Source organism: Streptomyces sp. Ac-502, from assembly GCF_045222935.1.
In the GTDB taxonomy this organism is placed as follows: Bacteria; Actinomycetota; Actinomycetes; order Streptomycetales; family Streptomycetaceae; genus Streptomyces; species Streptomyces monomycini.
In genome coordinates this window covers 3,621,132-3,640,985 of record NZ_JBHFFO010000001.1, presented here as the reverse complement: position 1 = coordinate 3,640,985, position 19,854 = coordinate 3,621,132, and the positions used below count along the sequence as shown (strand labels likewise).

The window sequence follows — 19,854 nt, the reverse complement described above, 5'->3', positions numbered from 1 at the left end:
CCAGACAGAAATGAGCGCTCGCATGACCTCCCCCTCAGCCCCCTCCGTAGCCCCCTCCGTGACTACGGCAGCAGCATCGACGACCGTCACGCCGCGACCCCGCACGCGTACGACGTCGGTCTGCTGCTGTTGCGGCTCGCGGTCGGTCTGATCATGGCCGCGCACGGCGCGCAGAAGCTGTTCGGCTGGTTCGGCGGGCCGGGGCTGGACGGGACCGGGCAGTTCTTCACGGCCAGTGGCTACCCGGCCGGCAAGGCCATGGCCGTGGTGGCCGGCCTCAGCGAGACGCTGGGCGGCCTCGGGCTCGTCCTCGGGCTGCTGACGCCGCTGGCGGGCGCGGCGGTCGTCGGGACGATGGTGAACGCGCTGGCCGTGAAGTGGGGCGGCGGCTTCTTCGCGCCCGAGGGCGTCGAGTACGAGCTGCTGCTCACGGCGGGCGCGGGAGCCCTGGCGCTGACCGGGTCCGGCCGGTACGCGGTCGACCGGCTGCTCCCGGTCCTGCGTAACCACCGGCTTGCGTACGGGGTGGCGGCTCTGGTGTTCGGCGTGGTCGTGGCGTTCGTGATGCTGCTGGTGCGCGACTGACGCCTGTGGGAAGCGCGCGGGGCCTGGTGAAGTGATGTGTGTCCGGAGAGAAGCGGAAAGGTGAGGGATTGACGTGGCAGTGCGGCGGCTGAATCACGCGGTGCTCTACGTACGGGACGTGGCGCGCGCCGTGGCCTTCTACACGGAGGCGCTGGGGTTCCGGGTGGACACCGAGATACCGGGGAGGGCCGCGTTCCTCAGTGCCGAGGGGACCGCCAACGATCACGATCTCGGGCTGTTCGCGGTCGGCGCCGGGGCACCCGGTCCCGAGCACGGCCGGGTGGGGCTGTACCACCTGGCCTGGGAGGTCGGCACCCTCGGGGAGCTGGCGGACGTGGCGGCGCACTTGGCGGGGCGGGGCGCGCTGGTCGGCGCCACCGATCACCTGGTGTCCAAGTCGCTGTACGCCAAGGATCCGGACGGCAACGAGTTCGAGGTCATGTGGCGGGTGCCCCGTACGGAATGGCCGGGCCCGGACGAGCCGGACCGGCTGCGCCCGCTCGACCTCGAAGCCGAGCTGGCGCGCTGGGGCCGCGATCTGAAGACGGGCGCGGCGGCCGGTCTGGCGACCTGAGGCGGGCGCGGTGGTCAGGTCGGTGACCTGAGGGCTGGGGCGGTAGCCGACACCGGTTCGGCGCCCGGGGGGCGGGCGCGGCGCCCGGCCCCCGCCCACGGCGCCCGTCCCCCGCCCACGCTGCCCGGGGCAGGCACCCGCAGCGCCCGGCCCGGTGGGTCAGGCGGGCTCCCGGGCCGCCTCCGTGGCCCGCGCCGACCAGCGCTTCTCCACCCCGGCCAGCCGCCAGTACGCCAGCGCCGCCGCCCAGACCACCACGAACAGCCCGACGATGATGAAGCCCACGTTGTCCAGGTCGATCGACGAGATCCAGCCGGTCACGCCGTCCGTCAGGTGCAGTTTCTCGTGCAGGACGGTGACCAGTTCGATGGTCCCGATGAAGAAGGCCACGGCGATCGACAGACCGGTGATCGTGAGGTTGTAGTAGACCTTGCGCACCGGGTTCGAGAACGCCCACTGGTACGCGAAGTTCATGAACGTACCGTCCAGCGTGTCGAACAGGCTCATCCCCGCCGCGAACAGCAGCGGCAGTACCAGGATCGCGTACCAGGGCAGACCGGCCGCCGCGCCGCTGCCCGCCATCACCATCAGTGTCACCTCGGTCGCGGTGTCGAAGCCGAGGCCGAAGAGCAGGCCGAGCGGGTACATCTGGCCGGGTCGGGTGATGGAGCGGGTGAAGCGGCCCAGTACGCGGTTCATGAAGCCGCGGGAGTCGAGGTGCTGCTCCAGCTCCGACTCGTCGTACCGGCCCTGCCGCATCGCCCGGAACACCCGCCAGATGCCCGCCAGCGCGACGAGGTTGAGCGCGGCGATGAGGTAGAGGAAGCTGCCGGAGACCGTGGTGCCCATGGTGCCGAGCACCTGGTGGGTGCTCGATCCGTCGTCGAGCAGGGTGCCGGCCAGCTGCGCGCCGCCCGCGACCAGCGCCGCCATGGCGACGACCACGCTGGAGTGCCCGAGCGCGAACCAGAAGCCCACCGAGACCGGGCGCTTGCCGTCGGCCATGAGTTTGCGGGTGGTGTTGTCGATGGCGGCGATGTGGTCGGCGTCGAAGGCGTGCCGCATGCCGAGGGTGTACGCGGTGACACCGAGACCGACCCCGAAGACCTGCGAGCCCACGGTGTAGTGCTGCGGCACGACCAGCAGGAAGAGCACACCGAACGCGACGACGTGCAGGGCGGCGATGACCGCCATCAGCCCCGCGGTCCGGACAGTGTCCTGCCGCCGCCAGCGGAACCCGGGCAACGGCGCGGAAGAGATCGGGGAGGGCGAAGAAGGGGAAGGAGAAGAGGGGAAGAGGGAGAAGGCGGGTACGGGGTAGGGGAATCGGCGGACAGGGACATCCGGTGGTCACGCTCCAGCACCTCGTGGATCAGTTCGTGAGATGCCGTGGCCGGTCTCCTGGCTGACGGGTGTGCGCGCCCGCCCCTGCCTTCCCGGTCGCGGGCTGCGGCCAGTGGCTCCGTACGGGCGCGGGGCGGGTACGGAAAGGGGCGGGAACTTCCCGATCACAGTGGCGAGGGCCGCTCCGGTCTGGACCTGACGGTCTTCACCGGTCTTCCCGACACCACGGCCCGGACACTGTAACGCCCGGCGGCGGTGTGGTCATCGGATCAATGCGGCGGGAACCCGGGGCACCGTCCGCTCGACTACCTGGTCCCGGGCCCGTGTGCGCGGGCCGTCGGGTGGTCGAGAGGCAGGGAGAGCGGACGTATGCGCCCTCGGATGAATCTGGTGGAGCCGGTGGCCGGAAGCCGGTCGCCGAGAGGCCGGTCGGTGCGGCAAGGCCGGTCGGTCGCGGCGGTGGCGGCCACGGCGGCGGTGGTGCTGGCGGTGGCCGCGCTGGCCACCGGCTGCGGCAGCGACGGCGGGCGTACGGCAGCGGGGGCCGCGGACGGCCAGGGCGACGGAGCGGGTGGCTTTCCCGTCACGGTCACCGATTGCGACGGGCGGCGGACGACGTTCTCCGAGGCGCCGCGGAAAATCGTCACCAGCAATGCGGCGAGCCTGGAAATGCTGCTCAGGCTGGGAGCGGGCGACCGCGTCGTCGGTACCGGATTCCCGCCGGGAAAGGGGAAGTTGCCGCCTGAACTGGACGCCCGGGCACAGCGCGTCCCGGTGCTGGGCAAGACGGTGATTCCGAAGGAGAAGCTGCTCGGTTTCGGAGCCGACGTCTATGTCGACACGTTCGCGTCCATGGGCAACATGGGCGGCGCGGCGACCGGTCCGAGCGAGGAGGAATTCGCCGCGGCGGGCATCAAGCACATCTACCTGGCTTCCACGGCGTGTGCGCCGCGCAAGAAGGTGCCGCAGCGGGACCTGTCCGCGGTGGAAGGTGACATTCGGCGGCTCGGGCTGGTCACGGGCGCCTCACAGCGTGCGGTGCAGCTGGTGGAGGAGATGGAGAAGAAGGTTTCCTCGGTACGTGAGGCCATCGCGGACGTGCCTGCGGCGAGGCGGCCGTCGTACTTCTTCTTCGATTTCGACGCGGGGACGAAACAGCCCATCGCGGTCTGCAACCGGCAGGTGGCCCATGCCGTGCTGACCGAAGCCGGGGCGCGGAACGTCTTCGCGGACTGTGCGAGCGATTTCAAGCCGGTGTCGTGGGAGGACGGCCGGTGCGTGGTGGCCGGAGTGCGTCTGATGGCCGCGCCCGGCGAGATCGCGGGCGTGGTCGGCCCGAACGGCAGCGGCAAGTCCACGGTGCTGCGTACGGTCTACCGGCACCTGACCCCCGAAGCGGGCCGGGTGCTGCTCGCCGGGGAGGACATCCGGGCCATGCCGCCGTCGCGCACCGCCCGGCACATCGGCGCCCTGCCCCAGGAACGCGGCGGAGACTTCGAATTCACCGTCCACGAGGTGGTGGCGATGGGCCGTCCCCCGTACAAGCGGGCGTTCGCGGGCGACGACCGGGCCGACCGGGAGACGGTGGCCCGCGCTCTGGCCGACGTGGGGCTGGCGGAGCACGGCGGGCGGCGGTTCTCGGCGCTCTCCGGCGGGGAGCGGCAGCGGGCCCTGCTCGCCCGCGCCTTCGCCCAGGCGCCGGACGTCCTCGTCCTGGACGAACCGACGAACCACCTGGACGTACGGCACCAGGTCGAGCTGCTGAACCTGCTGCGCGGCCGGGCCTGTACGACGCTCGTCTCCCTGCACGACCTGAACGCGGCGGCCTCGGTCTGCGACCGGCTCCACGTGCTCTCCGCGGGGACGGTGGTGGCGTCCGGCACGCCGCGCGAGGTGCTGACGCCGGAGCTGCTGGCCGAGGTGTTCGGGGTGCGGGCGGCGGTGGTCGACCACCCGCTGACGGGGGATCCGCTGATCGCCGTCGATCAGCGTGCGGGCGCGGGTGCGGGGGCGGACGCAGGTACAGGTACAGGTGCAATTGCGGGGCCGGGGAGCTGAGCCGGTGCCGGCCGCCCGGTCTCGTACACGTCCTGTACGTAATGGCTCGGGCGGCCGTCCCGGTGGACGAGCTGCCCGCGCCGCGCCGCGTCCGCCGCGCGCATCAGCCGTACGCCGCCGTCCGCGTCGCGCAGCACGCACGCGTGCCACGGCGTCATCCACACGTCGGGAGCGTCGAGCAGCCGGATGCCGAACTTCGCCGTGCCGGACGGCTGCGGATGGATGGACAGTCGTAGGGCGTCCGGATGGTGCTCGGCGATCAGCTCGCCCCAGGCGCGGCTGCGCTGGACGACTCCGTAGGCGCGGGTGCGGCAGGCGCGTTGCAGGGCGGAGCGGGTGCCCTCGAAGCCGGTGGTGCCCTCGAACAGGAAGCGAGTGATGCCCCGGTAGAGGCGAAGCGTTTCACCACCGTGGGCGGCCGGGTCCCGGGTCTCGGCGTGCGGGGAGTCCAGGGAGGGCGCAGCCGGCGGCGCATCTCCGCGCGTTTGGCGTCGCAGGTCCGGTCCCCGTAAACGTCCCGCAGATCGAAGGTGGTGAGGTGGGACAGTCCGACCGTACGGATCATGGCGCGCAGCGCGTCGTTGTACGCGTCGACGTGCGGGTCCGGGACGCCGATCAGGTCGCTGAAGAGGTGCCCGTCGGAGCAGATGACGAGCCGCGCGCCGGGCGCGTACAGCTCCCCGATCCGGGCGCACAGCCGGTCGAGGGAGCGCAGGGCGAGGCGTTCACCCTCGTCGGGGAGCCGGCCGACGTCCTTGGCGGGGTTGGGGGGCTTGCAGGGGAAGCCGGGGAGGGGAAGCGGATCGGGCGGCGGGCTGCCGCCAGGGCTTCCAGCCGGAGCAGTTGGTACGGGAAGTGGGCGGGGGGTGAGGGCGGTCGCTCCGCCTCCGGCTGTCGTCTCCTCCGGGGTGCGGCAGTGGGGGAGGAGGGCGGTGAGGATGGCGGCCGTTGTGCTGTTCATCGGGCCTCTTCGGAGGTGAAGGCCGGGGCGCCGAAGGGGCAGCTGCGACGAGCACCCGAGCTTGGCGCCGGGGAACTCTCCGCCGCGGGCCGTCCGGTGGAGGACGCGCCGTACGCCACCGGTAGCTCGCCGACTCCCCGTGCGAGCACCGCCGGTATCCACTTCAGCTCACTGTCCGGTACGGCCAGACGGAGTCCCGGCAGGCGGCGGAGCAGCGTCTCCAGGGCGATGTGCAGTTCGGTACGGGCCAGGGTGGCGCCCGGGCAGAAATGGATGCCGTGGCCGAAGGCGAGGTGGGGGTTGGGGGACCGGTCGAGGTCCAGGGTGTCGGGGGCGGGGAAGCGGGCGGGGTCGCGGTTGGCGGCGCACAGCGAGACGATCACGGAGTCGCCGGCCGGAATCCGGGTGCCGGACACGTCCGCGTCCGCGGCGAGGAAACGCCAGGTCGTCAGCTCGAAGGCACTGTCGTACCGGAGCAGTTCCTCGACGGCGCGGGGGAGGAGCGCGGGGTCGTCGCGGAGCGCCGTGAGGTGGTGCGGGTGGCGCAGGAGGGCGATCAGGGCGGTCGTGATCTGGTGGGTGACGGGTCCCTGTCCGGCGACGAGGAGTTGGAAGATCATGGAGTCCAGTTCGGCGTCGTCCAGCGCGCCTTCGTCGCGGGCGGTGACGAGACGGGAGAGCAGGTCGGTCCCGTGTTCCCGCCGCTTGTGGCGTACCAGGACCGCGATGAACTCCTGTAGGCCGCGCAGTCTCGCCTCGTAGGCCGGGCGGCCGGGATCCGCCGGGCCGACGGGCTGGACGACCTTGCCCCAGTCCCGGTCGAAGCGCCGGGTGAACTCTTCCGGCAGGCCGATGACCTCGGAGAGTACGAGCAAGGGGAAACGGGCGGCGAACGACGCGACGAGACCGACGGTGCCGCCGCGTCCCGGACGCCCGGACGGCGGCAGCTCGTCCAGCAACGCGTCGGCCAGGGCCTCGAAGCGCGGGCGGAGTTCCGCGACGCGCCGGGGCGCGAAGGCGTCGGTGATCAGCCGTCGCAGGGCGGTGTGCCGGGGCGGATCCCTCCGGGTTGGGGCAGAACGGACTCAGTACGGAAGACCCGAGAGGAACGAGTGCAGGGCGTGGTCAAAGTGACCGGTGTTCTCCAGGTTCACCATGTGGGCCGCGCCCGGGATCCGTATCCGCTGGGCGCCCGGCACGGCGAGGGTGATGGCGTGGGCGTTGGCGGAGATGTCGGAGCTGTCCAGGTCGCCGTCCAGGACCAGGGTCGGTACACGGATCTCCGCCAGCCGCTCGTACGCGCCGACTTCGATCGGCACCCCGGCGCCCATGCCGCCCGCGTGCACGACCACGTTGGCGTCCGCCGAGGCCCGCATCCGCTCGCGCAGGACGGGGTCCACGGCGTCGGGGGCGCGGTGCGGGCCGTCCACCCACATGCGCAGGAAGTGTTCGATGTAGCGCTCCGTGCCGTCCTCCTCGTCGGTGACGGCGGCCACCTGCTCCTTGATGTGCTCCAGGATGAACGGGTCGGTGAAGGCCCGGCCGCTCACCCCGGGGGAGGCCAGGGCCAGCGCGAAGACGCGGTCCGGGTGGGTGAGCGCCATGTCCAGGGCGATGCGGGCGCCGTGCGAGAGGCCGACGAGGATGGCGCGCGCTATGCCGAGGTGGTCGAGGAGGGCGCGCAGGTCCTCGTGGTTGGCGTAGTCGCCGTCGACGGTGGAGGACAGGCCGTGGCCGCGTGCGTCGTAGCGGACCGTGCGGAGGCCGGACTGGGCGAGCCAGGAGAACTGCTCGTCCCACATGCGCTGGTCGAGCATCCCGCCGTGCAGCAGCACCACCGAGGGGTCGCCCTCCGTACCGACGCCGGCCGCCTCGTAGAACAGCTCCCCGTTTTCGACCGGGACCGTGTCGTTCTCGACCTCCGTACCCCAGGCCCCGGCCTCCTGGAGTCCTTGGATTCCCTGGGTTCCTTGGATGTCGTCGGTCGTCATGCTCCGTGCCGTCCTGTGTGGGGTGGTGCTGCTGTCGGGTGGGGCGCTCGGTCTGCTGGGGACGTGCGGGCCGTTCGGGTCCCCCGGGAGGTTTGAGGCGCTGGGAGCGTCCGAGGTTCCCGGGGTGCCCGGAGTGTTTGGGGTGCCCGGGGCTCCCGGGGCGGGTCCGCCGTACGGGAGAGGCCGGGATGCCCCGGCTCGTCCCGGGCCAGTGCCCGGAAGTCCTCGCCGAGGCGGTCGAGCACGCGCAGCGCGGTGGCCACGTCGGCGGCCGGCACCCCGGCCAGCACCCGCCGCAGCCAGGCCGCCTCGGACCGCTGGAGCGCGCTCATGATCTCGGTGCCTTCCGGGGTGAGCCGGATCAGAGGGGAGCGCCGGTGCGCGGGGTTGGGGACGGCCTCCAGGAAGCCCAGTTCCGTCGCGTGGTTCACCCAGCGCTGTACGGGCTGGCGGTCCAGGTCCAGGGCGCGGGCCAGCTCCGGTACGGTGCGCGGGCCGTGCGTACGCAGGGTGTCCAGCAGGGCGCGCTGGCCGGCCGTCAGGCCCGTGCCCGCGAGTTCCCGTTCCACGGCGCGTACGACCGTCCGGTGCAGCGGCCACAGGCGGCGGATCACCTCGTACGCGAGGTGCTCGGCGGAGTCCGCGCCGCCCTCTGTGACACTCATGGTGTCATGATGACATCGACGGTGTCGTTACGGAAGTCGCGCCTCACGCCCGGCAGTTACCGCTCTCCGCGGTACGCGCCCGGATTCGCGAAATCCGATGATTCCGTTCTTTGTACGGATGGGAGGGCGCCGAAGTTCCCGAGCCGGTCGGAGTCGTCGGAGTCGCCGTGCCCGCTCACTGGGAAGGGCGACGGACGGGCACGGTCCCGCGCCACAGGCGACGGGCGGACAGCCAGGCCGCGGCGAGCAGCAGCAGATTGCGCGCGTACAGGTTGGCGATGGACAGCCAGGACGAGTCGTCCCGCAGCCCGCGGTACAGCAGCGGGAAGTCCAGCGTGGTGAAGAGGCAGGCCGCCAGGATCAGCAGGGCGACCGGACGCTGGGTGGTGTCGCCGCGCAGCAGGCAGACCGCGGCCAGGCCGAGCAGCCAGACCAGGTACTGCGGGCTGATCACCCGGCTGGTGACCACGAACAGCAGCGTGGCGGTCAGTGCGGCGTCCGGCAGTACCCGGGCGGCGGCGCGGTCCGAACGGCGCCGCCACCACAGCAGCCAGCCGAAGGCCAGCACGGTCGACACCTGCATGGCGACGCTGACCCCGTGCACCCACGGGCCGACGAACTCGTGCGATCCGTCCTTCGCCGCCCAGGTGCCGCTCCAGCCGAGGTGCCGGGCCAGATGGAACGGCAGGGAACCCACCGACTCGATCTGGATGCCGCGCGCCTCCTGGGCGGCGAGGAAGGAGAGCGCGTTCGGCATGGCGAGGGTGAAGCCGGCGGTCACGGTGGCACCGGTGACGGCGGCGGCCGTCCAGGCGGTACGGGTGCGGCGGCCCCGCGCCGTACCGGCGAGCAGCAGCGCCGGCCAGACCTTGATGACGGCGGCGAGTGCCGTCACGGCGCCGAAGGCCCGGTCGGCCCAGGCGCGCTGCGCGGACGCGGCCACCAGGGCGAGCATCGCCAGGGCGGTCACGTGCAGGTCGAACCGGTTCCACGGCATGGTGCTGAGGACGGCCAGGCCCACCGTCCACAGCCAGGGCGCGGCGAGGGAACGGCCGCGCCGCCGCGCCACCCGCACCAGCAGGACGAAGATCGCGGCATCGCACAGCGCGGCCAGCACGATGAAGGCGTGCCCGAAGCCGAGGCCGGGGAGGAGGCCGGGGGCCAGGATCGGCAGGGCCGCGCCGGGCGGGTACTGCCAGCTCACGTCGTGCAGCGGGAAGCCGCCGTCGCTCAGGACCGCGTACCAGCCGGTGTAGACCTTGCTCACGGACGGATCGAGCCCGCCGCCTCCCGCGAACGGGCTGATCTTCAGGGCCGCCGGCACCAGCCACGACCGGGTGAGGAGCCAGGCGGCGAGCAGGGGCGGGAGCGCCGTACGGGGGCGGGGGACCGCGGGGGCGGAGACGGGGGTGGCCGCGGTGACGGCACGGACGGTGGTCTGGTCGGGCACAGCGCCGAGGGCTCCGTTCGTACGGGGTGGGGAGGTGGGGCCGTTCGTGGGGCGGTTCGTCCGGTGGGGCGGCTCTGACCTGCGATTTCGACAGACCGTGCGAGCTACACCCGATGTGTATACATGCGATGTATACGTGCAGTGTAGAGTCTCCGTCATGCCCGCTGAAGCCGCCCCCGTCGCACCGGTCGCCGCTCTTTCCGCCCCACGCGGCATCTCCACCACGCCCCCCACCGCATCCCCCGCCCCGGCCTCGGCACCCTCTGTCTCCGCCCCCGCTCCCTCCTCCACCCGCGCCTCCGCTCTCGCGCGGCTAGCCGTCACGGTGCTGCCCGCCCTGCTGGCGCTGGCACTCGGCCTGTGGGGCATCCGGCGGGAAGACAGCCTGTGGCGGGACGAGGCCGTGACCTGGCAGGTCGGGCAGCGTTCGGTGGCGGAGATCTGGGACATGCTCGGCCAGGTGGACGTCGTCCACGGCCTCTACTACGTGCTGATGCACGGCGTCTTCGAGGTATTCGGCACCGGCCCGGCGGTGCTCCGGATGCCGTCCGTCCTGGCCGTCGTCGCGGCCGCGGCCGCCACCGCCGCGGCCGGCCGCCGCCTCGCCGGGCCGTGGGCCGGCCTCGCCGCCGGGCTGGTCCTCGCGCTGATACCCAACGTCCAGCACTACGCCCAGGAGGGCCGGGCGTACGCGCTGGTGACGGCCGGCGTGGCGGTCGCCACCTGGCTTCTGGTGAGCGCGGCGGACGCGTCGGAGAACGGAGCGGCGGTCGTACCGCGGCACCGCCGTACGCGCTGGGCAGGCTACGTCCTGGTCATGCTCACCACGGCCCTGCTGAACTGGTTCTCGCTGTTCGTCCTGCCCGCGCACGCCGTCACCGTGCTCGTCGCCCGCCGCCGCGGTGCGCGCCCGCTGCTCGCCCCGTGGTCGGTGTCGGCCGCCGTGGTGCTGGCGGGCGCGCTGCCGCTCATCCAGGCCAGCCGGGCCCAGTCGGACCAGGTGTCGTGGATCAAGCCCGTCGCCGTGTCCACGCTGCTGGGCATCGGCGTCCTGCTGCTCGTGGCGCTGGCGTGCGCCCGCGTCCCGTACCCGGGCCGGGGCCGCGCGCCCCTGTCGCCGGCCTCCGTCGGGCTGCCGCTGCTCGCGGTGCCGCAGGCCGGTCTGCTGCTGGCCTCCGTCCTCGTGGAGCCCGTCTATCTGGACCGCTACGTCCTCTACACGAACCTCGGCTTCGCCCTGCTCCTCGGCGTCGGCGTCGCCGCTGCCGTCCAGGCGCTCCCGGTCCGTACGGGGGTGCTGCTCGCGGGCGTGACGGCGACGGCATTCGTGACGCTGCTGCCCGTGGAGACCGGCCTGCGCGAGCCGAAGAGCCGGGCGGACGACGTGCTGCGGGCGGCCGACCGGGTCGCGGCGGCCGCGCGCACGGGCGACGGCGTGCTGTTCATACCGGCCGCCCGGCGCGACACGGCGCTGGTGACGCCGTCGGCCTTCACCGGCCTGGACGATCTCGCGCTGGCCGAGAGCCCGGCGGCCTCCGGCACCATCAAGGGGGTCGAGGGCAGCGCCGAGCACATACGTACCGCCATGCTGACCAAGTCCCGCATCGTGGTCGTCACCGACACCCGCCGGGCCGCGCCGCCCGCACCCGTACGCGAGACCGAGAAACTCCGCGTCCTCGGCCGGCACTTCGAACGGACCGGCCGCACGGACACCGTCGGACGCCGCATAGAGGTCTACGAGAAGGTGCGGTGACCGGCCGCGGAAGCCCTCGGCGTTCACCCCCGCCGTACGGCTCCGGTGCCGCGCCCGGGCCGAACCTGACGACCAGATCGGCGCGCTCCCGCCCGGCTGTCACCAGGCGGGCGTTGGCCTCGTCCGAAGTGCGCACGAAACGCTCGGCGTGCGCGCGGGATTTGCCGAACCGCTCGTGCCGGTCGACCAGGCGCCGCACCCGTTCCGCGTCGTCCAGGTCCACGTACCAGACCTCGTCCAGGCACTCCCTGGCGGCCGTCCACGACGGGTCGTCGAGCAGCAGGTAGTTGCCCTCGGTCACGACGAGCGGCACGTCGGGCGCCACGGCGACGCTGCCCGCCACCGGCTCCTCGATGCGGCGGTCGAAGGCCGGGGCGTAGACGGTGGTGCCGGGGGCGGGGGAGCGCAGGCGGGCCAGCAGGGCCGCGTAACCGGCGGCGTCGAAGGTGTCCGGCGCGCCCTTGCGGTCCGTGCGCTCCAGGCGGCGCAACTCCGCCTCGGCGAGGTGGAAACCGTCCATGGGCACGAGCACCGCCGACCCGGCCAGCTCGGCCACCAGACGGGCGGCCAGGGTGGACTTGCCCGAGCCGGGCGGCCCCGCGACCCCGAGGAGCCGGCGGCGGGCCGGGGTGGCGGAGTCGGCGAGCGAGCGGGCACGGGCGACGAGTTGTCGCAGGTGGGTGGGCTCGGTCATGGCCGTGCTTCCTGTTCGGCCGCTGCGGAACCCGCTGCTCCCGCCACTCCCAGCCGCCACAGCGAGGTCACCTCGGCGGCGCGAGCGGTGTGCAGGGGGTCGTCGGCGTCGCGGGCGCGGGGGTGTCGTGGCTGGATGTCCAGCCGGTCCAGGACCGTCAGGCCCGCCGCGTCGAACGCGGCGGTCAGCTCGGCGCGGGAGCGCAGCCCCAGGTGCTCGGCGATGTCGGACAGGATCAGCCAGCCCTCGCCGCCCGGTTCGAGGTGGGCGGCCAGGCCGTTCAGGAAGCCGTGGAGCATCCGGCTGCCCGGGTCGTAGACCGCGTACTCGACGGGGCAGGTGGGCTTGGCCGGTACCCACGGCGGGTTGCAGACGACGAGCGCCGCGCGGCCGGCCGGGAACAGGTCGGCCTCCAGGATCTCCACGCGGTCGGCCACGCCCAGCCGCTCGGTGTTCTCCCGCGCACAGGCCAGGGCCCTCGGGTCCTGGTCGGTGGCCACCACTCGGGAGACGCCGCGCCGGGCCAGCACCGAGGCCAGGACTCCGGTGCCGGTGCCGATGTCGAACGCCGGGCCGGGGACGGAGGGGAGCGGTGCCCGGGCCACCAGGTCGACGTACTCGCCGCGCACGGGCGAGAAGACGCCGTAGTACGGATGGACGCGGTCACCGCCGAGCGCCGGTATGCGGACACCGTTTCTGCGCCATTCATACGCGCCGATCACCCCGAGCAGTTCGCGCAGCGAGACGATCAGGGGCGGGGCGGGGGATACCTCGGGGCGGGGCTCGGTGTCGGGAGTGTCTGAGGTCTCCGGGGCGTCCGTGCCGTCCGTGCCGTGCGGACCATCCGCGCCGTCCGGGCCGAACGCCTGGAAGCACGCCTCCCGTACGTCGGGCGCGCGGCGCAGTGCGAGCCCGTAGCCGGGCTCCAGGGACACCAGCAGCATCCCCAGGATGCGGGCGCGCTGACTCTGCGCGGCCCGGTGCAGGTGGAAGGCCTGGGCGGGGTCGGCCGGCGGCCGTTTGCGCGGGCGGCGGTCGATACGGCGGGCCAGCGCCGTCAGCAGCTGGCGGGCGTTGTGGAAGTCGCCGCGCCACAGCAGCGCCGTGCCCTCGCAGGCGAGCTTGTAGGCGTCGTCGGCCTTCGTACGGTCGTCCGCGACGACCACCCGGCGGGGCGCCGGCGCGCCGCTCTCGGAAAGCCAGCGTGCGGTGCGGGCCGCGCCGGCCTCGGTCCACTCGACGGACTGCGGGGCCTGAAGTGTGTTCATTGCGTCCCAGGTAAGGGGCTGAGAAGTGACGTTCGACTCTACTCCGTGCCGGGGAGGGACCTTCGTCCCCTGTCTTCCGGGCGGCTCGGGGTAGGAGTATGGAAATAGTTGGGCATAGCACACGCTGTCGGTCGTATGGAGGCGTACATGGACACCCTGCCGGTCATTGTCGCGGTGGACGGATCTCCCGACAGCGAACGGGCGCTGCGCTGGGCGATCGAGGCCGCCCGGCTGCGGTCCGCGCCGCTCCAGATCGTGCACGTCTGGCCGTACGTGACCTCGGAGGGCCGCGCGGCGGCCGAATCCGGCATCGGCGACCCGGTCCTGGACGAGCTGCGCAAGACGCTGGACGGGCAGGCTGACACGGCCGGTCTGCCGGGCCTGGAATTCCGCAGTCTCAGCGGGCTCACCGACACCCTGCTGCCCGCCCTCGGCGCCGAGGCGCAGCTGCTGGTGCTCGGCTCGCGCGGGCGCGGCGGCTTCGCCAGCCTGCTGCTCGGCTCGAACGGCATGGCGTGCGCGGCGCACTCGGAAGGGCCCGTGGTGGTCGTGCCGCGCCCGGACCGGGCCGGCGCCGGGCTCGGTGCCGACGGTGAGGTGCTCCGCCCCGACCCGCCGCAGGTCACCCTGGGCGTCGACGCCTCCTCCGACGAGCCGGGGGCGATCGGCTTCGCGTTCGCCGAGGCGAGCCGCCGCGGTGCCCGCCTCAAGGTGGTCTCCGGCTATGCCTGGCCGATGCTGACACCGCCGTCCTTCGAATACATCGCGGCCTACGAAGGCACCCAGCAGGAGTACGAGAGCGCGCTGGTCGAGCAGGTGACGCGGATGCTCGCGCCGTACCGGGAGCGCTGTCCCGAGGTGGCGGTGACGGCCGAGCTGCGGAACGCGGACGCGGCCGGGCAGCTCGTCGAGGCGTCCAGGGCCAGCGATCTGGTCGTGGTCGCCCGGCACCGCAGGCGGCTGCCGGTCGGCCGCCGGCTCGGCTCGGTCGCCCACGCCGTACTGCTGCACGCGGTGTGCCCGATCGCGGTCGTGCCGGAGGAGACGGAGCACAGCGGGGAAGCGGAGTAGCGCGAGCGCCCCTTCCCCTGCCCCTCTCCTCAGGCGATGCCGAACGCCTCCGCGTAGCGCACCGTGCCGCGCGGAGGTGTGCTGCCGTCCAGGGACAGGGCCAGGAACGCTTCGTCCGGCCACTCCTGGGGCGGCAGGACGCCGAAGCGGGAGGCGGGCTCGAAGCCGAACCTGGGGTAGTACGGCGGGTGGCCCAGCACGACGGCCGTCCGCTCGCCGGCCGCCCGGGCCGCGTCCAGCAGCGCCCGGATGGCGGCGCTGCCCGCGCCCTGCCGGTGGTACTCGGGCAGCACCGCGCACGGCGCGAGCGCGACGGCCGGTTCGCCGGATATGTGACAGCGGGTGAGCAGTGCGTGCGCGACGACGGGGGCTGGCGCGGCCGCGGTGCCGGACGGCTCGGCGACGGGCCCGGCCACGTACGAAAGGCCCGGCAGCCAGGCCGCCGGGTCCTGCCGCAGCGCGTCGACGAGGTCGGCCTCACCCGCGGTCTCGAAGGCGGCCAGGTTGATCCGGCGGACGGCCGGAATGTCCTCGGGAGTCTCGGGGCGGCACTGCCAGTTGTTCATGCCCACATGGTCGCACCGGGGTCTGACAATCCGCCCGGGCTTTTCCGCCCGCTTCGGCCTTCGGGCGGGCGACAGGCCGGGACGGCCTCCGGTACCCGGCTTCCGGCCCCCGGCGCCCAGCCCCCGGCCCCAGGCGCCCAGCCCCCGGCCCCCGACATCCGGCCCCCGGCTTCCGGCAGGCGGTCAGTCCGAGCCGGCCGCCGGGAACGCCGCGGCCCGGCGCTCGGGCCTGCGCATCAGGAAGACTGCCGCGGACCCGGCCGCGAACAGCGCGAACACCGACATGGCGGTGCTGATCCACGACACGCCCAGCCACTGGCCGCCCACATAACCCAGGCTCACCCCGTAAGCGGCCCAGGCCAGCCCGGCCAGCGCGGACCACGGCAGGAACTCCCGGACCGTACGGTGCGCGACCCCCGCGCCGAGGCTGACCACCGACCGTCCGGCGGGCGCGAAGCGGGCCAGGACGACGATGCCGCCGCCGCCCCGTGTCAGCGCCGCGCCGAGCCGTTCCTGTGCCGCGGTCAGCCGCCGGGAGCGGGCGATGGCGCGGTCGAACCGGTCGCCGCCGCGCCAGGCGAGCCGGTAGGCGACCATGTCGCCGAGGACCGAGGCGGTCGCGGCGCACAGCACCAGGGCCAGCATCTCGGCGATGTCGGCGTCACCGCGTACGGAGGTGGAGACGCCCACCGCGCCGGCCGCGGTACGGGTGCCCGCGGCCGTGGTGGCCGCGGTGATCACCAGGACACCGCTGGGCAGAATCGGTACGAAGACGTCGAGAAGTACGGAGAGTCCGACGATCGCGTAGACCCAAGGGGTGTCGCTCAACGACCCCAGGCTTTCCAACAACGTCCTTCTCCTGATCCGATCCCCTGCCGCGACGTCGCATCGGCGGCTGGGGCGGCTGTACCGCCATACAGCGTACGCCTGGGCTGCCCGCCGTGACGTTCCAGGGCGCACGGTGTTGTCGGCTTCACACCCCTGGGGAACCGCCTCGGGCGGCACTGTCACCCGTCTGCTCCGGCCGTGGCGCAAAAGAGCGCAGCTTTGGGCATGTTATGTGCCGAAATAGGCGCCTTGTGAAGCGCGCAAACAGGGTGCTCCGGAGCGGAACGGCACACGAATGGAGACAGAGATGCAGACGTTGAGGGAGTCGTCAGCGGCGTCGGAAGAGGCAGAAACGTCGGAGAGCGCGGCGGGACCGGCCGCCGGCAGCGGGCGAGCGGTGCACGGCGGACGGGCCGGGAGCGGCGTGACACCGATGCCGGCACCGGTGCCGACGCGGGCGCGCCGGCGGGCGGCCGCCAGGACGGCGGGCGCCTCCGCGGCGGCCCTCGCCACGGCGGGCACGCTCCTGCTCGCCCCGGCGGCCGTCGCGGCGGACGGCGACAAGGTCACGAAGAACACCGTCCAGCAGGACTACTCCGTCACCATCGCGGCACAGTTCACCCGCCCGAACGGCGCGATGCTGAGCAGCGCGCTGACGTACGACCCCAAGCTGGTACCCGTGAACTCCCGCGTCACGGTCAGTGAGCGCGCCGACGGCAAGAGCACCCGGGTCGGCCTGCGGGTGGCCGGTCTGGTGGCGAACCGCACCTACGGGGCGCACGTCCACACGGGGACGTGCGGCGTCCGCCCGGACAGCTCGGGGCCGCACTACCAGCACCGCAAGGACCCGCGCACACCGTCCGTCGACCCGGCGTACGCCAACCCGAAGAACGAGGTCTGGCTGGATTTCACGACCGACGGGCGGGGTGAGGCGGGCTCCGCGTCACGGAACGCCTGGCGCTTCCGGTCCGGCGAGGCGCGGTCCGTGGTGATCCATGAGCGCCGTACCGCGACGAAGGCCGGGGTGGCGGGGACCGCCGGCCGGGTGGTCGCGTGCTACTCCGTGCCGTTCAACCAGTCGAAGGAAGCCGCGAAGGCCGTCTCCGGTCTGCTGACGAGGCTCTTCTGACGGTGGCGCCGGTGCTGCCCGGCAGCGGGTGAAAGAGCGGTGGCCCCCGGTACGATCCGCCACGTACCGGGGGCCACCGCTCGTCGCCGGGTGGCAGCCGCGGGGGCCGCCGGTCTGCCGTCAGACCGCGCTCGGCTCGTGTCGGGCGCCCGCCGTGGCGTCGGCCGGCTGCCGGGAGCGGAAGAACAGGCGGTCCAGCGACCAGGAGCCGGGGCCGGTGAAGGCCAGCAGCAGGAACGCCCAGCAGAACAGCACGGACAGCTCGCCGCCGTTCTGCAGCGGCCACAGGGACTCGCCGGCGTGCACCGAGAAGTACGCGTACGCCATCGAGCCGGAGCTGATCAGGGCCGCGGCGCGGGTGCCCAGGCCCAGCATCACCAGGACGCCCCCGACGAACTGGATGACGGCCGCGTACCAGCCGGGCCAGCTGCCCGCGGGCACGGTGAGCCCCTTGCCCATCGCGCCGCCGAGGATGCCGAACAGCGAGGACGCGCCATGGCAGGCGAAGAGCAGGCCGGTGACGATGCGGAAGAGCGAGAGGGTGTGCGGCTTGATTCGTTCGGTGAACTCGGTCACCGGGGATTGAGCGGACATGAAGGAACTCCTGCGGTTTCGGGGACGGGAACCGACAAGGAGAAAGGTTAGGGAGACCTAATAGGTACTTGCAAGTTCAACATCTGGCCATATCCGGCCGTTGGCCGAAAACGGTCATGGCGTGAAGTGGTGCCCGTGCGCCCGCGCGTGACGGCGGAAATGTTTGTACTGGCCACCGAACTCACCCCGGGATGCCCCGCAATACGCCCGTACGCCGGGCGGAATGCCGCGGCGGCAGCAGAGGTCCGGCCGGGCGGAAAGCGCGGCGACAGGTCAGGTGAAAGCGCGGGTAAAGGAGTCGGTGACAGGGCGGGCGGGGGAGGGGAAAGATGTGGAAGGGACAACCGCTCGCCCCCACCGGACGGGAACGCCCCTGGCCTCTGCCCGACCCAGCTCCCGCCCGCCCCACATCTTCCCCGCCCCTACCCCTCCTCGGTCTCCCGCCGGCCCGTCAGCTGCTCCTCCCAAGCGCGGACCAGCCGCGCGCCGCCGCCCTGCTCGCGCTGCGCCTGGTCCAGCCGCAGCCGTGCCGAGCGCCCGTTCAGCGCCAGGGTCATCAGCTGGTTGCCGAACCACGGGCCGCCCGTGCGGCGCCAGCCGATCGACGGCCGGTCCAGCCGGGCGTGCCGGGCCAGCGCGTGGCCGAGGCGGCGGCCGAGCCGGCTCCAGCCGAAGCGGAAGCCGGCCCGCACGGTGGCGGGAATGCTGTTGTGCACGGGGGAACAGGTCAGCTGGAGCACGCGGGCGGCGGGCGCGGAGCCGTCCCGCCAGTGCGGCTCGGCCACGTACGCGTGGTGCACGTCGCCGGACAGCACGCACACCGTCGCCGGTGCCGCGTCGCCCGAACCGGCCTCGGCGAGCAGGCCGGTGAGCGCGGCGAAGGACTCCGGGAAGGCCGCCCAATGTTCCAGGTCGGCGCGCTGCCGCAGCGACTCGCTCCGGCGCGCCCAGCGCGCGCCGCGCGCCCCGGCGCACAGGGCGGCGTTCCAGCCCTCCGCGTCGTGGATCAGGTTCGGCAGGAGCCAGGGCAGCGAGCTGCCGATGAGCAGGTGGTCGTACGCGCCGTGGTCGGCCAGCACCTGCCGGCGCAGCCACTCCGCCTCGGCCGGGTCGAGCATGGCCCGCCGCCCTTCGTCCAGGACGCGGGTGGCGCGGGTGTCGACCATGACCAGCCGTACGCGGCCGAAGTCGCGGCGGTAGCTCCAGCGCGCGCAGCCCGGGTCGGCGTCGGCCGCCGCGGCGAACTCGCGCACCAGGTCGGTGCCGTCCGGCAGGGCCCGGACCCGTGCGTACAGCTCGTCCTTCTCCAGCTCGGCGGGGGAGAGGTTGCCCAGGTGCTGGTAGACCCAGTAGGACATCAGGCCGCCCAGCACCCGCTCCCGCCACCAGGGGGTCGCGCGCATCCGGGTCTGCCAGGCGGCCGAGGTGTTCCAATCGTCCATGACGTCATGGTCGTCGAAGATCATGCAGCTGGGGACGGTGGACAGCAGCCAGCGCACCTCCGGGTCGCGCCAGGACTCGGCGTACAGGTGGGTGTACTCCTCGTAGTCCGCGACCTGCTGCCAGGGCGGCTCCGAGGTGTCGCGGCGGGTGGCGAGCAGGCGGGCGGTCGCGTCCGAGGTCTGGTCGGCGTACACCTGGTCGCCCAGCAGGAGCAGGACGTCCGGGCGCCGGCGCGCGGGGTCGGCGGCGAGCGCGGCCGCGAGGGTGTCCAGGGCGTCCGGGCCCACCGGGTCGTGCGTGTCGGCGGGCGGCGCGGCCCAGCGGCAGGAACCGAACGCGACCCGTAAGTGCTGGTCGGCCGGGTCGCTGCCCAGGGCCGCCGGTGTGTGGATCGTGCTCTGCGGGAAGCGGCTGCCGGCCTGCGGCCAGACCTGCTCGCCGTCCAGCAGGACCCGGTACGGGGTCTCGCTGTGCGGTGTCAGCCCGGCGACGGGCACCAGCGCGTAGTGGTGCCCGGCCACCTGCCACGTGCGCTCGGCGCCGCCCGCGCCGTTCTCGCAGCGGACGTGCACCTCGCAGGGCCGGTCGGTCTCGACCCACACCGTCGCGCTGATCTCGTCCACGTATCGCAGCAGCGGCCCCAGGAGCAGCCCGGCCATCGGTGATCCTCCCTCGTACGGGCCGGCGCCCGTACGTGTGTGCTCAGAGGATAGAAGCCGGTCGCGGGGCGACGGGACAGCTCCGGCCTCCTCACGGAGAAGGACGGAGCCATCCGGTCGTACGGTTGCGTCGTCCGGTTACCCGGTTGTCCGGTCACCTGACCGTATGGTCATGCGCCGATCGGGCGGGACCACCGGAAGTAACCATTCAGCAGCGGCCA

Annotated in this window: 16 protein-coding genes, 4 pseudogenes and 1 riboswitch; of the genes and pseudogenes, 7 read left to right on the top strand and 13 right to left on the bottom strand. The window is 73.1% G+C overall.

Features of this window, described 5'->3' with window-relative positions; genetic code table 11:
- Nucleotides 1-75 precede the first annotated feature (75 nt).
- A complete protein-coding gene (locus ACEXOX_RS16430; RefSeq protein ID WP_406526368.1) occupies nucleotides 76-585 on the top strand; it encodes a DoxX family protein in 510 nt (169 codons plus the stop codon).
- Between the two features lie 73 nt (nucleotides 586-658).
- Nucleotides 659-1,159: a VOC family protein gene (locus ACEXOX_RS16425; protein WP_406521476.1), complete on the top strand. Its 501-nt coding sequence runs from the start codon at nucleotides 659-661 to the stop codon at nucleotides 1,157-1,159.
- 159 nt (nucleotides 1,160-1,318) lie between these two features.
- Here ACEXOX_RS16425 and ACEXOX_RS16420 read toward each other — a convergent pair whose 3' ends face one another.
- A complete protein-coding gene (locus ACEXOX_RS16420; protein WP_406521474.1) occupies nucleotides 1,319-2,353 on the bottom strand; it encodes a HoxN/HupN/NixA family nickel/cobalt transporter in 1,035 nt (344 codons plus the stop codon).
- A gap of 179 nt (nucleotides 2,354-2,532) precedes the next feature.
- Nucleotides 2,533-2,746, bottom strand: a riboswitch (cobalamin riboswitch).
- Nucleotides 2,747-2,980: 234 nt separating this feature from the next.
- On the opposite strand from ACEXOX_RS16420, the pseudogene ACEXOX_RS16415 reads away from it, so the two are divergent.
- A pseudogene (locus ACEXOX_RS16415) lies at nucleotides 2,981-3,772 on the top strand (ABC transporter substrate-binding protein); the annotation flags it as partial.
- Nucleotides 3,758-4,561, top strand: coding sequence for an ABC transporter ATP-binding protein (locus ACEXOX_RS16410; protein ID WP_406526367.1), 804 nt, complete (start codon nucleotides 3,758-3,760; stop codon nucleotides 4,559-4,561). The pseudogene ACEXOX_RS16415 and the gene ACEXOX_RS16410, both read left to right, overlap by 15 nt.
- Here the strand turns inward: ACEXOX_RS16410 and ACEXOX_RS16405 are convergent.
- From ACEXOX_RS16405 to ACEXOX_RS16380, 6 genes and pseudogenes are all read right to left on the bottom strand, one after another.
- Nucleotides 4,489-5,013, bottom strand: a complete 525-nt coding sequence (locus ACEXOX_RS16405; RefSeq protein ID WP_406526366.1) for an L-tyrosine/L-tryptophan isonitrile synthase family protein — start codon at nucleotides 5,011-5,013, stop codon at nucleotides 4,489-4,491. The genes ACEXOX_RS16410 and ACEXOX_RS16405 overlap by 73 nt on opposite strands.
- A gap of 104 nt (nucleotides 5,014-5,117) precedes the next feature.
- Nucleotides 5,118-5,522, bottom strand: a pseudogene (locus ACEXOX_RS16400) (L-tyrosine/L-tryptophan isonitrile synthase family protein); the annotation flags it as partial.
- Nucleotides 5,519-6,586 (bottom strand): annotated as a pseudogene (locus tag ACEXOX_RS16395) (cytochrome P450); the annotation flags it as partial. The pseudogenes ACEXOX_RS16400 and ACEXOX_RS16395, both read right to left, overlap by 4 nt.
- A 21-nt stretch (nucleotides 6,587-6,607) precedes the next feature.
- Nucleotides 6,608-7,513: an alpha/beta fold hydrolase gene (locus ACEXOX_RS16390; RefSeq protein WP_406521472.1), complete on the bottom strand. Its 906-nt coding sequence runs from the start codon at nucleotides 7,511-7,513 to the stop codon at nucleotides 6,608-6,610.
- Complete coding sequence (locus ACEXOX_RS16385) at nucleotides 7,510-8,178, bottom strand: MarR family winged helix-turn-helix transcriptional regulator (RefSeq protein WP_406521470.1); 669 nt, start codon at nucleotides 8,176-8,178, stop codon at nucleotides 7,510-7,512. Before ACEXOX_RS16385 ends, ACEXOX_RS16390 begins: the two co-directional genes overlap by 4 nt.
- A gap of 175 nt (nucleotides 8,179-8,353) precedes the next feature.
- Nucleotides 8,354-9,628 (bottom strand): glycosyltransferase family 87 protein, encoded by a 1,275-nt coding sequence (locus ACEXOX_RS16380; RefSeq protein ID WP_406521469.1) that lies wholly within the window; start codon nucleotides 9,626-9,628, stop codon nucleotides 8,354-8,356.
- Nucleotides 9,629-9,785: 157 nt separating this feature from the next.
- Between ACEXOX_RS16380 and ACEXOX_RS16375 the strand changes: the two genes are divergently transcribed.
- Nucleotides 9,786-11,381, top strand: a complete 1,596-nt coding sequence (locus ACEXOX_RS16375; protein ID WP_406521467.1) for a glycosyltransferase family 39 protein — start codon at nucleotides 9,786-9,788, stop codon at nucleotides 11,379-11,381.
- A 31-nt stretch (nucleotides 11,382-11,412) separates the two neighbouring features.
- On the opposite strand, the pseudogene ACEXOX_RS16370 reads toward ACEXOX_RS16375, so the two are convergent.
- Nucleotides 11,413-12,075, bottom strand: a pseudogene (locus ACEXOX_RS16370) (nucleoside/nucleotide kinase family protein); the annotation flags it as partial.
- Entirely contained in the window at nucleotides 12,072-13,343 is a 1,272-nt protein-coding gene (locus ACEXOX_RS16365) for a methyltransferase (protein WP_406521466.1), read from the bottom strand. The pseudogene ACEXOX_RS16370 and the gene ACEXOX_RS16365, both read right to left, overlap by 4 nt.
- Nucleotides 13,344-13,490: 147 nt before the next feature.
- On the opposite strand from ACEXOX_RS16365, the gene ACEXOX_RS16360 reads away from it, so the two are divergent.
- Entirely contained in the window at nucleotides 13,491-14,414 is a 924-nt protein-coding gene (locus ACEXOX_RS16360) for a universal stress protein (protein ID WP_406521464.1), read from the top strand.
- Nucleotides 14,415-14,443: 29 nt separating this feature from the next.
- Here ACEXOX_RS16360 and ACEXOX_RS16355 read toward each other — a convergent pair whose 3' ends face one another.
- Together ACEXOX_RS16355 and ACEXOX_RS16350 are read right to left on the bottom strand one after the other, a co-directional pair.
- On the bottom strand, nucleotides 14,444-14,980 hold the full coding sequence (locus ACEXOX_RS16355) for a GNAT family N-acetyltransferase (protein WP_406521462.1): 537 nt from the start codon (nucleotides 14,978-14,980) through the stop codon (nucleotides 14,444-14,446).
- Between the two features lie 183 nt (nucleotides 14,981-15,163).
- Nucleotides 15,164-15,829 (bottom strand): VTT domain-containing protein, encoded by a 666-nt coding sequence (locus tag ACEXOX_RS16350; protein WP_361143626.1) that lies wholly within the window; start codon nucleotides 15,827-15,829, stop codon nucleotides 15,164-15,166.
- Nucleotides 15,830-16,241: 412 nt separating this feature from the next.
- Here ACEXOX_RS16350 and ACEXOX_RS16345 point away from each other — a divergent pair, with 412 nt between their 5' ends.
- Nucleotides 16,242-16,937 carry a superoxide dismutase family protein gene (locus ACEXOX_RS16345; RefSeq protein ID WP_406526365.1) on the top strand — a complete coding sequence of 232 codons (696 nt, stop codon included), beginning with the start codon at nucleotides 16,242-16,244 and terminating at the stop codon, nucleotides 16,935-16,937.
- A 120-nt stretch (nucleotides 16,938-17,057) separates the two neighbouring features.
- Here the strand turns inward: ACEXOX_RS16345 and ACEXOX_RS16340 are convergent, their stop codons facing one another.
- Both ACEXOX_RS16340 and ACEXOX_RS16335 read right to left on the bottom strand, forming a co-directional pair.
- Nucleotides 17,058-17,531 (bottom strand): DoxX family protein, encoded by a 474-nt coding sequence (locus ACEXOX_RS16340; protein WP_406521460.1) that lies wholly within the window; start codon nucleotides 17,529-17,531, stop codon nucleotides 17,058-17,060.
- Nucleotides 17,532-17,953: 422 nt separating this feature from the next.
- Nucleotides 17,954-19,633 (bottom strand): alkaline phosphatase D family protein, encoded by a 1,680-nt coding sequence (locus tag ACEXOX_RS16335; protein ID WP_406521458.1) that lies wholly within the window; start codon nucleotides 19,631-19,633, stop codon nucleotides 17,954-17,956.
- Nucleotides 19,634-19,854 lie beyond the last annotated feature (221 nt).